The organism is Novosphingobium sp. B-7 (genome assembly GCF_000410615.1).
Taxonomy (GTDB): domain Bacteria; phylum Pseudomonadota; class Alphaproteobacteria; order Sphingomonadales; family Sphingomonadaceae; genus Novosphingobium; species Novosphingobium capsulatum.
The window spans coordinates 31,900-45,692 of record NZ_KE148392.1 but is presented as its reverse complement, the minus strand read 5'-3'; the positions used below and the strand labels follow the sequence as shown (position 1 = coordinate 45,692).

The window sequence follows — 13,793 nt, the reverse complement described above, 5'->3', positions numbered from 1 at the left end:
ACATTTCAGGGGAGCACGTCAGCCCGTCTGGCATGGCGCATACCGAGCCGCCGCCACCGTTGATCCGACTAGGGGGTCAGTCATAAACGTCAAATTCGCCTTACCACTGGGTCTCAAACCAGGCCAACGCCTTGTCCGCTTTTCGCTTTTCGATTTTGAAACCCTCCAAAGCCATCGGGGCCGCTTCCTCGGCGGCATCGAGATATTTGGCCCACCAGGCCATCATCTCGCGCCGATGCGGGATGTAGCGTGCCGAGTTGTAAACGCCCCTTACGCCTCGGGGCATGTGCGCCAACTGCATCTCGATCCAGTCGGGCATGAATTTGCCCGACTCGTTGAGCACAGTGCTGGCCAAGGATCGAAAGCCGTGCACCGTTGCTTTGCCACGCAGCCCCATCCGATACATCACTTCGAGCATCCGATTTTCGCTGATCACGTCAGACCGTGAACCCGCGACGGGAAAGAGAAATTTCCCGAGGCGTTCGTTGCCCGCGCGACCGTAGACGTTGGCATCGCGAATCTCGCGCAGCAAAGCGACGGCTTGAGGCGGGAGCGGAACCAGGTGTTCCGACCGCATCTTCATGCGTTCCGGCGGTATCCGCCAGAGCGGTTCTTGACCGCCAAGCCCTTCGAATTCGCTCCACTGCGCAAATCGAGTCTCCTGGGTCCGCACCATCGTGAGAATCGTCCAGCGCAACGCGAGATGGCTCATGCGCGAGCCACCGTCGGCGTTGAGACGGGCAAAGAATTCCGGGAGCTGCTTGATCTCGATCTTGGCGCGGTGGCGCACTGGCGGCGGTTTGATCATCGCCGCCGACAGATCGCGGCAGGGATCGCTTTCGCAGCGCCCGTCGGGAATGCCGAAGCGGAAGATTTCGCTGCAGTGGTTCTTGATGCGATGCGCCATCTCATACGACCCTCGCGCTTCGATGACCCGGAGCGCTTCCAGCATGGTGCGAGGCAGGATCGATCTGATCGGCTTGTCCCCAATGATGGGGAGGATGTCGTTCTGCAGGCGGCCCTCGATTAATCGCGCGTAGCGCGGCGACCAAGCTGGCCGGCGTGCCTCGATCCATTCACGCGCCAGTGTGGCGAATGTCGTCTGATTGGCCGCGACCTGGAACTTCGCTTCCTTCTTGTGGGCGATCGGATCGACGCCGTTGGCGACAAGTTCCTTCATCTCTTCCGCCCAGACCCGGGCGCGGTGAAGGCTGGTCCCAGGATACTCGCCGCCATCGACGGTCTTTTGCTTGTTGTCGAACCGATAGGCCAGGCGCCAGCGCTTCTTGCCGTTGGGCATGGCGACGATGTGCAGGCCGCCACCGTCTGAGCGTTTGATCGGCGAAGTCCGGGCAACAAGGGAAATGATGAGTTGATCGGTCAGCATGGTCGGGACTCCGGCTCAGCTGTCGCGGATCCGATCCTGCCAGGACCTTTGCACTGCCTTCGAGGCCTGTTTTTACCAACAGGGTGACCAACAAATCGCATGAAACTGCCTGATCGGAATGGCTCCGGGGTGGGGCAGAATATACGAAATAAGTCGCTGAAAACAGTACATTTTTTGCGACGCCATGAGACCTTGTTGGTCAAAATGGGCCGCAATATTGGCTGGGGCGGCAGGATTCGAACCTGCGAATGCCGGTACCAAAAACCGGTGCCTTACCACTTGGCGACGCCCCAGCAGAGCGCGCGCTTATAGCGGGCCAATCGTGAATGGGAAGGGGGTAGCTGGGGATAACTTGGCGATGCCTGCGCCCCTCCCGAAGGGGAGGGGGCAGGTGCCGCGGACCAGTTTCAGGGCGGTCAGAAACCCTTGACGATGCCCTTGAGCTTTTCGGGCGGCAGGCTGTCGAAATCGGCAGCGCTGTGGCGTTCGGCGATCCCCTTGGCGCTGTTCACAAGGCGCCCGCGCAGCACGGCGGGGCGCTGGTCGATCTCGCCCACCCAGCGGCCGACGTGCTCGTATTCGTGCATCGAAAGGAACGTGGCCGCATCGCCATAGGCTTCGCCGCGATAGAGATTGCCCATCCAGGTATAGGCGGCAATGTCGGCGATGGTGTAGTCTTCGCCGCCCAGGTAGCGGCTTTCCGCCAGGCGGCGGTTGGCCACGTCGAACAGGCGCTTGGTTTCCATGGCATAGCGATCGATCGCATATTCGATCTTGATCGGGGCATAGTTGTAGAAGTGGCCAAAGCCGCCGCCCATGAACGGGGCAGAGCCGATCTGCCAGAACAGCCACGACAGGCATTCCGCCCGCGCCGGGTTTTGCGTGGGCAGGAACTTTCCGAACTTTTCGGCCAGATGCATCAGGATCGCGCCGGATTCGAACACGCGGAACGGGGTGGCGCCGCTGTGATCCACCAGCGCGGGAATCTTGGAATTGGGGTTGATATCGACAAAGCCCGATGAAAACTGGTCACCTTCAAAGATCTTGATCAGCCAGGCATCGTATTCGGCTTCGGCAATGCCGGCTTCCAGCAGCTCTTCCAGCATGATCGTGGCCTTCTGGCCATTGGGCGTGCCCAGCGAATAGAGCTGGAACGGGTGCTCGCCCACCGGCAGATCCTTGTCGTGGGTGGGGCCGGCCGTGGGGCGGTTGACGCTGGCAAAAGCACCACCGTTGGCCTTGTCCCAGGTCCAGACCTTGGGCGGCGTATATTCTTCGGACATGGTCGTTCCTCTGCAACGGAAGTTTGTTAGGTTGCCTATCATTCTGACGAGGCGCCGGGGGAACTGCAAGACATGTTGTGGCGTTGGCCTGTCGGAGAGGCAAGCGTTGAACAGGAAAGCCGTTTTGCAGGAATCGGGCAAGAGCCGACTGGTGTATGTGGACGATAGTGCACCGGGCATCACGCGGCGGCGTGCGGGGCGCGGATGGTGCTATCGCGATCATGCCGGGCAACGCATCGCCGACCGGACAGAGATCGACCGCCTCAATGCGGTGGCGCTGCCGCCGGCCTATCGCGACGCGTGGTTTTGCCCGATGCCGCATGGCCATATCCTGGCGACCGGTGTCGATGCGCGCGGCCGCAAGCAATACCGCTATCACCCCGATTTCCGCGCCGCGCGCGAGGCGGAAAAGTTTGACGGCTGCGCGGCATTCGGCGCGCTGCTGCCCAAAATTCGCGCCCGCGTCGAAGCGGCGCTATCGGGCCGGGGGCTCAGCCAAGAACGCTGCATCGCCTCGGTGGTCCGCCTGCTCGACACCGGTGCGATTCGCATCGGTAACGAGGCCTATGCCCGCGCCAACGCCAGCTTTGGCGCCACGACGCTGCGCATGAAGCATGTCGAACTGCGCGGGCAAAGCCTGCGGCTGCGCTTCCGCGCCAAGTCGGGCGTGGAGCGGGACATGCGCCTGACCGATCGCGCCCTCGTGCGTTTCGTTCGGCGAATGCAGGACCTGCCCGGCCAGCACTTGTTCCAGTACCTGGGCGAAGATGGCGCGCCATGTCCGGTCGGCTCGGCCGACATCAACGCCTGGCTGCGCAGCGTGACCGGGGCGGAATTCACCGCCAAGCATTTCCGCACCTGGCATGCCAGCGTTCTGGCATTTGGCGCGCTGGCCCATGCCGAACAGAACGTGCCGCTCAAGGAACTGTTGGCGCAGGTGTCCGATCGGCTGGGCAATACACCCACGATTGCCCGCAAGAGCTACATCCATCCCGCCGTGCTGGCCCTCGTGCCCGATCAGGCGGAATGGCGCGCGGGGCTGCGATTGCCCCGCGCCACGCAATGGCTCTCGCGCGACGAGCGTGGGCTGCTCGCGCTGCTCGATGCTCAGCCCAGCGCCGTCAGCGTTGGCACCAGCGCATCGAAGTGATCGATCACCGCGTCGGCACCCAGGAGCGGCGGCGGCAGGTCATGGAACCCGAAACTGACCGCCACGACCGGCAGGCCTGCCGCGCGCGCCGCGCCAATGTCGAACGTGGTATCGCCCACGAACGCGGCCCGGCCGCCACCGCAGCGCGCGATCATTTCCTCAAGCATGTCGGGCGCCGGCTTGGCCTTGCCCGGGCCCAGCGTATCGCCGCCGATTATCGTGGCAAAGCGGGGTGAAAGGCCCAGTTCGTCCAGCAACTGTCGCGCGAATTCCTCGCGCTTGTTGGTCGCCACCGCGACGGTCACGCCGCGCGCGGCCAGTGCGTCGAGCATTTCTGCCCCGCCAGGATAGAGCCGGGAATGCACCGCGATCGCCTCGCCGTAATAGGCGAACAGGCGATCCTGCAGCGGCTTGAACTCTGCCTCGTCATAGCCGCCGCTTTCGGCCAGGGCATTGCGCAGCATCTGCCCCGATCCCCCGCCGATGAAGCGGCGCACCACATCGAGGGGGAAGGTCTGCCGCCCGGCATATTCCAGCGTGCGGTTGAGCGCGTTGCCCAGGTCAGCGGCGGTATCGCATAGGGTGCCGTCCAGATCGAACCCAACGATGGAAAATGGAAAATCGGTCATGTTGCAAGCCAGTGCCCACCCGTTCTGGAAACTGCAAGCATAAGCTGGCAAGGATGCAGCCATGACCACGCAAACCCAGTCGCCCTCGGCCACCGCTCCTCTCGCTCTTGTCATCCTTGCTGCAGGCAAGGGCACCCGCATGAAAAGCGATCTGCACAAGGTGCTGCATCCGGTCGCCGGGCGGCCGATGCTGCTGCATCTCATGGCCAGCGCGGCGCAACTGGCGCCGGCGCATCAGGTGGTGGTGGCCGGCCATGGTCGTGACCAGCTGGAAAAGGCGCTGGGCGGCAGTGCCACGATTGCGGTGCAGGAACCGCAACTGGGCACCGGCCACGCCGTGCAGCAGGCCCAAGATGCGCTGGCCGGTTTCGCTGGCGATGTGCTGATCCTCTATGGTGACGTGCCGTTTGTGCGCGCGCAGACGATGCAGGCCATGCTCGATCGGCTGCATGCGGCCGATGCCCCGGCCGTGGTCGTGCTCGGCTTCCGCCCTGACGATGCCCTGCAATATGGCCGGGTCATCGCCGAGGGTGACCGCGTGGTGAAGATGGTGGAGCACAAGGACGCGAGCGAGGCCGAGCGCGCCTGCACGCTGTGCAATTCCGGGCTGATGGCGGTGAAGGGCGGCGACCTCTTCGCGCTGCTGGCGCAAGTGGGCAACGACAATGCCCAGGGCGAATATTACCTCACCGATATCGTCAACGTGGCCAATGCCGCGGGCAAGACCAGCGCCGTGGTGGTGACCGACGATCCCGACGAAGTGGCCGGAATCAACAGCCGGGCAGAACTGGCCCAGGCCGAAGGCCGCTGGCAGCAGCGCCGCCGCCTGGTGGCAATGGCCGACGGCGCCAGCCTGGTCGCGCCCGAAACCGTGTGGTTCTCGCATGATACCGTGCTCGGCCGCGATGTGACGGTGGAACAGAACGTGGTGTTTGGTCCAGGTGTCACCGTTGCGAACAATGTGGTGATCCACGCGTTCTGCCATCTCGAAGGCTGCACCGTGGAAAGCGGCGTGTCGGTGGGGCCGTTCGCCCGCCTGCGGCCCGGCGCCACGCTGGAGCAGAACAGCCGCGTGGGCAATTTCGTGGAAGTGAAGAACGCGCGCCTGGGTGCCGGTGCCAAGGCCAACCACCTGACCTATCTGGGCGATGCTGAAGTGGGCGCCGGCGCCAACATCGGCGCGGGCACGATCACCTGCAACTATGACGGCTATTTCAAGTATCGCACGGTGATTGGCGAGCGCGCTTTCATCGGCTCCAACTCTGCGCTGATCGCCCCCGTGCGCATTGGCGCCGATGCCATCGTGGCGGCGGGCAGCGCGGTGTCGCGCGATGTGTCTGATGGAGAACTGCGCCTGGTGCGGGCCGAGCAACTGGTCAAGCCGGGCTGGGCCGATCGCTTTCACGATGCGATGAAGAAGAAGAAGGCCGAAGGCAAGAAGTAGGCCCCTTTGCCTGACCCGGCCGCGATCATGTCCGCGAATTCATCTGCCGGTTCACCCGGTCGAAAGCAGGCGGGTCGCAAGAGGCCGGACAGACACGAAATGCCAAGAATTATCCGGCCATGATGCCGGCCATTCGCGTTATCTCCCAATCCTGAAGAAAGTGTGGGCCCCAATCCATGTGCGGAATTATCGGAATCGTCGGCAAGGAAGAAGTCGCGGACCGGCTGGTCGATGGCCTGCGTCGCATGGAATATCGCGGCTATGACAGCGCCGGGGTCTGCACCGTGTTCGACGGGCAACTCGTGCGCCGCCGCGCCGAGGGCAAGCTCAACAACCTGGTCAAGGAGCTGGCGGTCAATCCCGCGCCGGGCCTGATCGGCATTGCCCACACCCGCTGGGCCACGCACGGCGCCCCCACCACCAGCAACGCACACCCCCATGCGACCGGCGAAGTGGCGCTGGTCCACAACGGCATCATCGAGAATTTCCGCTCCCTGCGCGAGGCGCTGATCGCGCGCGGCCGCACGTTTGAAAGCGAGACCGACACCGAAGTGGTGGCGCACATGGTTTCGGAGCTGGTGGAGGCGGGCAAGAGCCCGGCCGAGGCGGTCAAGGCCGTGCTGCCGCAGCTGCGCGGCGCCTTTGCCCTGGCCATTGCGTTCCGCCAGCATCCCGATCTGCTGATCGGCGCGCGCCTGGGCTCGCCGCTGGTGGTTGGCTATGGCGAGGGTGAAACCTTCCTGGGCTCCGATGCCCTGGCGCTCGCGCCGCTGACGCAGCGGGTGTCGTACCTGGAAGAAGGCGATTGGGTGATCGTGCGCCGTGACGGCGTCGAAGTGTTCGATGTGAACAACCAGCCGGTCACCCGGCCGATCGTCGCTTCGGGCGCAACCGCCGCCGCAATCGAGAAGGGCAACTATCGCCACTTCATGCAGAAGGAAATCTTCGAGCAGCCGATCGTGGTGGCGCAGACCCTGCGTTCCTATCTGCGCCGCGTGGAGCAGACCGTGTCGTTGCCGCAGATCGATTTCGACCTGGCCAGCATCAACCGCGTCACGATCGTCGCCTGCGGCACCAGCTATTACGCCGGGATGGTGGCGAAATACTGGTTCGAGCAGTTTGCCCGCCTGCCGGTGGACATCGATGTGGCCAGCGAGTTCCGCTATCGCGATCCCGTGCTGGAGCCCGGTGGCCTGGCGCTGTTCATCTCGCAATCGGGCGAAACCGCCGATACCCTGGCGGCGCTGCGTCATTGCAAGGCCGCCGGGCAGACCATCGCCGTGGTCGTCAACGTGCCGACCAGCTCGATGGCGCGCGAGGCGGACCTGCTGCTGCCCACCCATGCCGGACCCGAAATCGGCGTCGCTTCGACCAAGGCGTTTTCCTGCCAGCTTGCCGTGCTCGCCGCGCTGGCGGCGCACCTGGCGGTCAAACGCGGGCGGCTGACGCGCGAAGAGGAGGCGCTGATCGTCAACCAGCTGGCCGAAACGCCGGCCGCGCTCAACGCGGCGCTCTCGCATGACGAGGAAATCGCGGCGATGGCCCCGCTGATCGCCCCGGCGCGCGACGTGCTCTATCTGGGCCGTGGGCCGGACTATCCGCTGGCCCTGGAAGGCGCGCTCAAGCTCAAGGAAATCAGCTATATCCACGCCGAAGGCTATGCCTCGGGCGAAATGAAGCACGGGCCGATCGCGCTGATCGACGAATCCGTCCCGGTGATCGTGCTCGCGCCGTCAGGGCCGCTGTTCGAAAAGACCGTTTCCAACATGCAGGAAGTGCGCGCGCGTGGTGGCAAGATCGTGCTGATCTCTGACGCGGAAGGCCTGGCCGAAGCAGGCGAGGGCTGCCTTGCCACGATCGAGATGCCCAAGGTGCACCCGCTGATCGCGCCGCTGGTCTATGCCGTGCCGGTGCAACTGCTGGCCTATCACGTTGCCGTGGCCAAGGGCACTGACGTGGACCAGCCGCGCAACCTGGCCAAGAGCGTGACGGTGGAGTGATGGAGTGGGGGGCTTAACAGGCCCTCCCCCAGCCCCTCCCGCAAGCGGGAGGGGAGTCTAGAGGGAAGCCCTTCCCGCACGCGGGAGGGGAGCAACAAAAAAGGCCCCGCAAAAGCAGGGCCTTCTTAAATCCCCCTCCCGCTTACGGGAGGGGTTAGGGGAGGGAATGTTACCCCCCACCGCCCTCAAGCCGAAACGTTCAACCCGGCCAGCACGCCTTCGAACAGCTTGCGCCCGTCGGTGCCGCCCTGCGCGGCTTCGATCATGCGTTCGGGGTGGGGCATCATGCCCAGCACGTTGCCCGCTGCGTTGAGCACGCCGGCAATATCGCGCTGCGAGCCGTTGACCGGTTCGGCATAGCGGAACGCCACGCGGCCTTCGCCTTCCAGCCGATCGAGCGTTTCGGCGTCGGCGAAATAGTTGCCGTCATGGTGGGCCACCGGAATGGTGATGACCTGGTCCTTGAAATAGCGCTGGGTGAACAGCGACTGGCTGTTTTCCACCTTGAGCGGCACTTCGCGGCAGACGAAGCGGATGCCGGCATTGCGCATCAGCGCGCCGGGCAGCAGGCCCGCTTCGGTCAGGATCTGGAAACCGTTGCACACGCCCAGCACCGGCACGCCACGCCCAGCGGCCTCGACCACGGCCTGCATGATCGGCGAACGGGCTGCCATGGCGCCCGAGCGCAGATAGTCGCCATACGAAAACCCGCCGGGAACGGCGATGAAATCAAGGCCTTCGGGCAGGGTGGCATCACCGTGCCACACACGGTGTACCGTGCCGCCGCAGACCTCTTCCACCGCCACCGCCATGTCGCGGTCGCAGTTCGATCCGGGGAAGGTGATGACGGCAGAGGTGAACGGCATCAGGCGGCAACCTTCTCGATGCGATAATTTTCGATGACCATGTTGGCCAAGAGCTTGCGGCACATGTCGTCCAGCGCGTCGTCGCTGGTGTCGTCGGCCACGTCCAGTTCGAACAGGCGCCCGGCGCGCACGTCCTTGACGCCGGCAAAGCCCAGCCCTTCCAGCGCATGGTGGATGGCGCGACCCTGGGGATCGAGCACACCGTTCTTGAGGCTGACGTGGACACGGACCTTCATCGGCGTTTGGCCTTTCACTTAAACAGGCGGATCGTGGGATATGGGACTCGGCGCCGCCTATGCCCCCGTCTGGCGCCAAGGGCAAGTCTTGCGCGCATGGCGCTCCTTGATCGCCGGGTCATGATTGCGGTGCGGGCACGCCATCGGGCAGGACCAGCACGGTCACGGCCTTGGCCGGGGCAAGCCAGGCCTTGGCGGCGGCCTGCACATCGGCGGCGGTGAGGGCCGTGAGCCGGGCACGCGCCGCCTGGAACCGGGCGATGCGATCGGGCCGCGATTGCGCGCGCGCGGCCAGCGCCACCCATCCGCCATTGCCTTTGAGCGCGTTGTCGAGCCGCTCCAGCATCGGCGCCCGCGCGCGCTCCAGCACATCGGCATCCACCGGATGGGCAGCCAGATCGCTAATCGTCTGGACCAGCGCGGCCCGTGTCGCCGCCACATCGGCCACGTTGACCGAGGCCTGCACCGTAAACGTGCCCCAGCCGGTCCACACATCGGACATGTCGCTCGAAACCCCGGGGGAATAGGCCTTGCCCAGCTTTTCGCGCACCGTGTCGAGCACCTCGATCCCGGTTACCTGCTCCAGCAGTTCCATCGTCATGGTCTGCACCGGATCGTGATCGTCGGTTGTGGGCCAGATCATGCGCACGATCGCCTGGTTGGCCGGCCCATGGTGGCGCACCACCTGCACCCCAGGAACGGCGGCAAAGCGGCGCTCGCGCGCCTGGGTCCAGGCGCCGAACGCTGGTTCGCGCGGGGGCAGGGCGCCAAACGTGCGGGCCACATCGGCAATCGCGGCCGCTTCGTCCACATCGCCGACCAGCGCGATTTCCAGCGCACCATGCGCCAGCCGATCGCCCAGCACCGGTTTCAACTGGGCAAAGCCCAGCTTCTGGTAGGCCTGCGGCGATTGCAGGGTAAAGCGCGGATCGTTGCCCGACAGGATACCGCCCAGCGCGGCCGTCAGGGCAGAGCCCGGCGTGGCGTTGAGCTGCGCGAAATAGTTGGCCATGCCCTGGTGAAACAGTTGCTCGGCCTCGGGGCGATAGCCGGGATCGGTGAGGTAGGCGGCCATGACCTGCAATTGCAGCAGCAGGTCGCGCGGCGTCGTGGTGCTGCCCGTGCCAAAGGTATCGCCACTGGCGGCAAAGCTGGTGCCCACGGCGTGGCCGGCCAGCATGGTCTGCAACTGGTCCAGGCTATAGCGGCCCGGGCCCCCGGCCGGCACGCTCGATGCCATGTCCACCGCCAGGGGATTGTCGCGGGTTTCCAGCATTTCGCCTCCGTCCAGCGCCAGGCGCACGTGGATGCGATCGGTTTCCAGCGGCGTGCGCTTGATGTTGAGCATCACGCCATTGGCAAAGCGGATGCGGCGAATGCCCAGCGTGGCATCGGTGCTGTCGGCCACCACCGTGCCGGGCGTGCCGAAATCGGTGTAGCCGAATGGCGCGGCCGTGGCCGTCTTGGTCGCGTCCAGCGGCGCGGCCATCGCGGCCTGCCAGGCGCGGCGCAGTGCCTGGGCGCCGCCGACCGGGGCCTTGCGCCCCTGGAACCGGATAAGCGGCTTGTCCAGCGGCACCGCCTCGCGCTGCAGCGCCGCCATCACGCTGGCGGGCGTGATCGTGGGGGCAAAGGCGTTGAAGCGTTCGAGGCCGCTTGATGGCGTGGTCGGCACCATATCGTCATGCAACAGCGACAGCGCCAGGTTGACCAGCGTGGCGTTGTTGCGCGTCTGCTCGCCGGCGGCAGCGTTCTCGATCGCAATGCGCAGGTTCGCCACCTGCTCGTCGATCTCGGCCTGGGTAAAGCCCTGGGCCATCGCCTCGCGCCAGACCCTGCCTGCCGCCGTCAGGCCCTTGGCCCAGCCGCCATCGACGGTATCGATGATGAGGTTGGTAGTGCGGCCGATCTTGAACACGTCGCCCGTGCCAAAGCCGGCGCCGCGAAACGGCGCATCGACCTGGCGCGACAGAGTCTGGAAGCGGCGGTTGATGATGCCATAGCCGATCTGGCGCAGCAGGTTCTCGCGCCGGCTGGCGATGGTGTCTGGCTCATCGAGCCACGGCCCATGGCGCGCCACGGTCACGCGTTCGGCCAGGGCCGGGTTGGTCCACAGATCGGTCTTGCCATGCTGGCCGGGCAAGACTTTGCCCTGGCCTGGCCGGGGCGGCGCCGGGGCGGCTTGCCAATCGGCAAAGCGCGCGGCAATCGCCTGTTCCACCTTGGCCGGATCGACATCGCCGATCACCACCAGCGTGGTCTTGGCCGGCACATAGTGGCGGTGCCAGAAATCCTTGAGCGCCTGCGCCGTCGCGGCATCGATGGTGGCCACCGTGCCGATTGGCAGCCGCTGGGGATAGGTGGCCTTGGGATAGAAGAACGCCAGCTGGTCGTGGAAATTGTCCAGCGCATAGCCTTGCCCGTCGCGCAGTTCAGACAGCACCACGCCGCGCTCGCGGTTCACCGCCCCGGGCGAAAAGGTCAGTTCGCTGGCCGTCTCGCGCATCAGCATCAGCGCGGTATCGATCAGGTCGGGATCGTTGCGCGGCAGGTCGAGCATGTAAGTGGTCTGCTCGAAGCTGGTCTGGGCATTGGTATCGGCGCCAAATGCCAGCCCCTTGCGTTCGAGCAGGCGGACCATCTCCCCCTCGGGCACATGGGTGCTGCCGTTGAACGCCATGTGTTCCACAAAATGGGCAAACCCTCGTTCCGCCGCGGTTTCATCGAGCGATCCGGTCGCCACGTCCAGGCGCACCTGCACCGTGCCCTTGGGCATGCCATTGGGCACGATGATCGTGCGCATGCCATTGGCCAGCTGGCCAAAGCGAAAGCGCGGATCGGGCGGCAGGTCAGACTTCTGGAAAACCCAGGTGGGCGCTGGTGCGGCCTGGGGCAGGCCGGCAACCGGCCCATGGCCCAGGTCAGTACACGCACCCAGCAACAGCGCGACGGCAAGCGGTAGGGCACGATACGGGCGAAACGAGACAGGCAGCATCATTGCCGCCGGTGTGCCGCTCCTGCCGTGCCGCCGCAAGGACTTATCTGGTAACGAACACCGGGTCAGCGCAGCGCACGGCGGACGCAGTCAGCCTCCTGCGCGGCAAGCAGGGCCGCCACCTCGGCCGCGGGCAGTGGCGGGCTGATCGCATAGCCTTGTGCCAGGTCGCAGCCCTGCTGCGCCAGCAGGTCCAGGTCTTCGGCCTGCTCCACGCCTTCGGCCAGGGTGGCGATGCCCAGCGCGCCGGCCAGCGTGGTGATCGACCGCACGATCGCTTGCGCTTCCACCTGTCCGCGCAAGTTGCGCACAAAGCTGCCGTCGATCTTAAAGGTATCCACCGGAAAGGTGCGCAGGTGATGCAGCGAGGAATAGCCCATGCCGAAATCATCCAGCGCCACCCGCACGCCCAATTGGCGCAGCGCCGCAAGCGTCGCCTGGTTGCGATCGGCATTGGCCGCCAGCACGCGCTCGGTCATCTCCAGTTCCAGCCGGCTGGCGGGCAGGTTGGAAGTGGCCAGCGCCTGGACCAGCGTGGGCAACAGCGCGGGATGGGCCAGTTGCCGCCCCGAAAGGTTGACCGAGACGGCCACGTCTCCCGGCCAGCGCGCGGCCTGCTGGCACGCTTGGCGAATTACCCATTCGCCGATCGGGATGATCAGGCCGCATTCCTCGGCAATCGGAACGAAGCTGACGGGCGAAAGTGGGCCGCGCGTGCGGTGGTTCCAGCGTAGTAGCGCCTCGCACGCCACGATGCGCCGCTGCGCCAGACTGAAGGTGGGCAGGAACGCCAGGGTGAAATCGCCCTGGTGCAGCGCCTGGGCGAGGTCTTCCTCCATTTCCCGGCGCTGGCGCACGCGTTCGTCCAGGCTCGCTTCGAAGAAGTGATAGGTGCCCTTGCCATCGTCCTTGGCGCGATAGAGCGCGAGGTCTGCCGCGCGCAGCAAGGTATGGCTGTCTGCCCCGTCGCCCGGCCCGATGGCGATGCCAAAGCTGGCGGTCAGCGGCACAAGACGTTCTCCCAGGCACACCTGGCAGTTGATCTGGCCATGCAGCTTGCGGGCAAAGCCGGCGCAATCGGCATCGCGCGGCAGCGCGGGCAGCAGCATACCGAACTCGTCCCCGCCAAAGCGCGCGATCATCGCATCGGGAAAGGCTGCCTGCAGCCGTCGTCCCACTTCGCGCAGCAGTGCATCGCCGGTCGGGTGGCCCAGCGTATCGTTGATCAGCTTGAAATCATCGAGGTCGATGAAGGCCACCAGCGTGCGGTGCCCATCGTTCTGGCGCGCCACCGCGCGCTCCAACTTTTCGGCAAAGAAGCTGCGGTTGGGCAGGCCGGTAAGCCCATCGTGCAGCGCGGCATGCACAATGCGGCGTTCCCGCTCGTCCACCGCGGCAACCATGGCATTGAACTCGCGGGCAAGGGCGGCCAGTTCGGCATCGCCGTCTTCGGCCACGCGCGTGGCTTCGCCCTTGGCATAGCGCGCACTGGCTTCCGACAGGGCGTTGAGCGGGCCGGCGATCGCCATCAGCAGATCGCGGGTGAACCACAGCGAAAGCGACAGCGCGGCCAGGACCAGCAGGACGAGTGACAGGCTGATGCCATCGATCGCCACTACCGCCATCACCACGGTTAGCGGCACGAGCACCCCGGTCAGCGCGATGCGCCCGCGCAAGCTGCGGCTGCACGCGATCAGGTCCAGCGCGTCAGCGCGAAAGCGGGGCAGGCGGGCCATCGCGCGTTAGCGCGCCTGAAAGCCGCATCGGCGGCGGAAACAGGGGCATGGCGTTTCCATGGCCCGA

The 13,793-nt window shown here is 65.5% G+C and carries 10 protein-coding genes and 1 tRNA gene; 3 read left to right on the top strand and 8 right to left on the bottom strand.

The window, feature by feature from the left end:
* Window positions 1–100 precede the first annotated feature (100 nt).
* The 3 genes from H926_RS0116820 to yghU form a co-directional block, all read right to left on the bottom strand.
* On the bottom strand, window positions 101–1,387 hold the full coding sequence (locus H926_RS0116820) for an integrase arm-type DNA-binding domain-containing protein (RefSeq protein ID WP_022677355.1): 1,287 nt from the start codon (window positions 1,385–1,387) through the stop codon (window positions 101–103).
* Between the two features lie 218 nt (window positions 1,388–1,605).
* Window positions 1,606–1,680: transfer RNA gene (locus tag H926_RS0116815), tRNA-Gln, on the bottom strand.
* A 123-nt stretch (window positions 1,681–1,803) separates the two neighbouring features.
* On the bottom strand, window positions 1,804–2,670 hold the full coding sequence (gene yghU / locus H926_RS0116810) for a glutathione-dependent disulfide-bond oxidoreductase (protein WP_022677354.1): 867 nt from the start codon (window positions 2,668–2,670) through the stop codon (window positions 1,804–1,806).
* Window positions 2,671–2,818: 148 nt separating this feature from the next.
* On the opposite strand from yghU, the gene H926_RS0116805 reads away from it, so the two are divergent.
* Complete coding sequence (locus H926_RS0116805; RefSeq protein WP_043610060.1) at window positions 2,819–3,820, top strand: DNA topoisomerase IB; 1,002 nt, start codon at window positions 2,819–2,821, stop codon at window positions 3,818–3,820.
* Here the strand turns inward: H926_RS0116805 and H926_RS0116800 are convergent.
* Entirely contained in the window at window positions 3,778–4,449 is a 672-nt protein-coding gene (locus H926_RS0116800; RefSeq protein ID WP_022677352.1) for an HAD-IA family hydrolase, read from the bottom strand. The two genes, H926_RS0116805 and H926_RS0116800, sit on opposite strands and share 43 nt — an antisense overlap.
* A gap of 61 nt (window positions 4,450–4,510) precedes the next feature.
* Between H926_RS0116800 and glmU the strand changes: the two genes are divergently transcribed.
* Window positions 4,511–5,893, top strand: coding sequence for a bifunctional UDP-N-acetylglucosamine diphosphorylase/glucosamine-1-phosphate N-acetyltransferase GlmU (gene glmU / locus H926_RS0116795; protein WP_022677351.1), 1,383 nt, complete (start codon window positions 4,511–4,513; stop codon window positions 5,891–5,893).
* 176 nt (window positions 5,894–6,069) lie between these two features.
* Window positions 6,070–7,893 carry a glutamine--fructose-6-phosphate transaminase (isomerizing) gene (gene glmS / locus H926_RS0116790; protein ID WP_022677350.1) on the top strand — a complete coding sequence of 608 codons (1,824 nt, stop codon included), beginning with the start codon at window positions 6,070–6,072 and terminating at the stop codon, window positions 7,891–7,893.
* 185 nt (window positions 7,894–8,078) lie between these two features.
* Here glmS and purQ read toward each other — a convergent pair whose 3' ends face one another.
* The 4 genes from purQ to H926_RS28250 all read right to left on the bottom strand — a co-directional run bounded on the left by purQ (window position 8,079) and on the right by H926_RS28250 (window position 13,726).
* Window positions 8,079–8,759 carry a phosphoribosylformylglycinamidine synthase subunit PurQ gene (gene purQ / locus H926_RS0116785; protein ID WP_022677349.1) on the bottom strand — a complete coding sequence of 227 codons (681 nt, stop codon included), beginning with the start codon at window positions 8,757–8,759 and terminating at the stop codon, window positions 8,079–8,081.
* The gene (gene purS, locus H926_RS0116780) at window positions 8,759–8,995 is read right to left on the bottom strand and encodes a phosphoribosylformylglycinamidine synthase subunit PurS (RefSeq protein WP_022677348.1); all 237 of its coding nucleotides are present in this window, start codon (window positions 8,993–8,995) and stop codon (window positions 8,759–8,761) included. Before purS ends, purQ begins: the two co-directional genes overlap by 1 nt.
* A 118-nt stretch (window positions 8,996–9,113) precedes the next feature.
* Window positions 9,114–11,993 carry a pitrilysin family protein gene (locus tag H926_RS0116775; protein WP_022677347.1) on the bottom strand — a complete coding sequence of 960 codons (2,880 nt, stop codon included), beginning with the start codon at window positions 11,991–11,993 and terminating at the stop codon, window positions 9,114–9,116.
* 62 nt (window positions 11,994–12,055) lie between these two features.
* Complete coding sequence (locus tag H926_RS28250; RefSeq protein ID WP_022677346.1) at window positions 12,056–13,726, bottom strand: bifunctional diguanylate cyclase/phosphodiesterase; 1,671 nt, start codon at window positions 13,724–13,726, stop codon at window positions 12,056–12,058.
* Window positions 13,727–13,793 lie beyond the last annotated feature (67 nt).

Bases quoted from the DNA above. Each gene is read 5' to 3' on its own strand.
- H926_RS0116820 (WP_022677355.1), bottom strand. From the start codon at position 1,387: ATGCTGACCGATCAACTCATCATTTCCCTTGTTGCCCGGACTTCGCCG.
- yghU (WP_022677354.1), bottom strand. From the start codon at position 2,670: ATGTCCGAAGAATATACGCCGCCCAAGGTCTGGACCTGGGACAAGGCC.
- H926_RS0116800 (WP_022677352.1), bottom strand. From the start codon at position 4,449: ATGACCGATTTTCCATTTTCCATCGTTGGGTTCGATCTGGACGGCACC.
- glmU (WP_022677351.1), top strand. From the start codon at position 4,511: ATGACCACGCAAACCCAGTCGCCCTCGGCCACCGCTCCTCTCGCTCTT.
- glmS (WP_022677350.1), top strand. From the start codon at position 6,070: ATGTGCGGAATTATCGGAATCGTCGGCAAGGAAGAAGTCGCGGACCGG.
- purQ (WP_022677349.1), bottom strand. From the start codon at position 8,759: ATGCCGTTCACCTCTGCCGTCATCACCTTCCCCGGATCGAACTGCGAC.
- purS (WP_022677348.1), bottom strand. From the start codon at position 8,995: ATGAAGGTCCGTGTCCACGTCAGCCTCAAGAACGGTGTGCTCGATCCC.
- H926_RS0116775 (WP_022677347.1), bottom strand. From the start codon at position 11,993: ATGATGCTGCCTGTCTCGTTTCGCCCGTATCGTGCCCTACCGCTTGCC.
- H926_RS28250 (WP_022677346.1), bottom strand. From the start codon at position 13,726: ATGGCCCGCCTGCCCCGCTTTCGCGCTGACGCGCTGGACCTGATCGCG.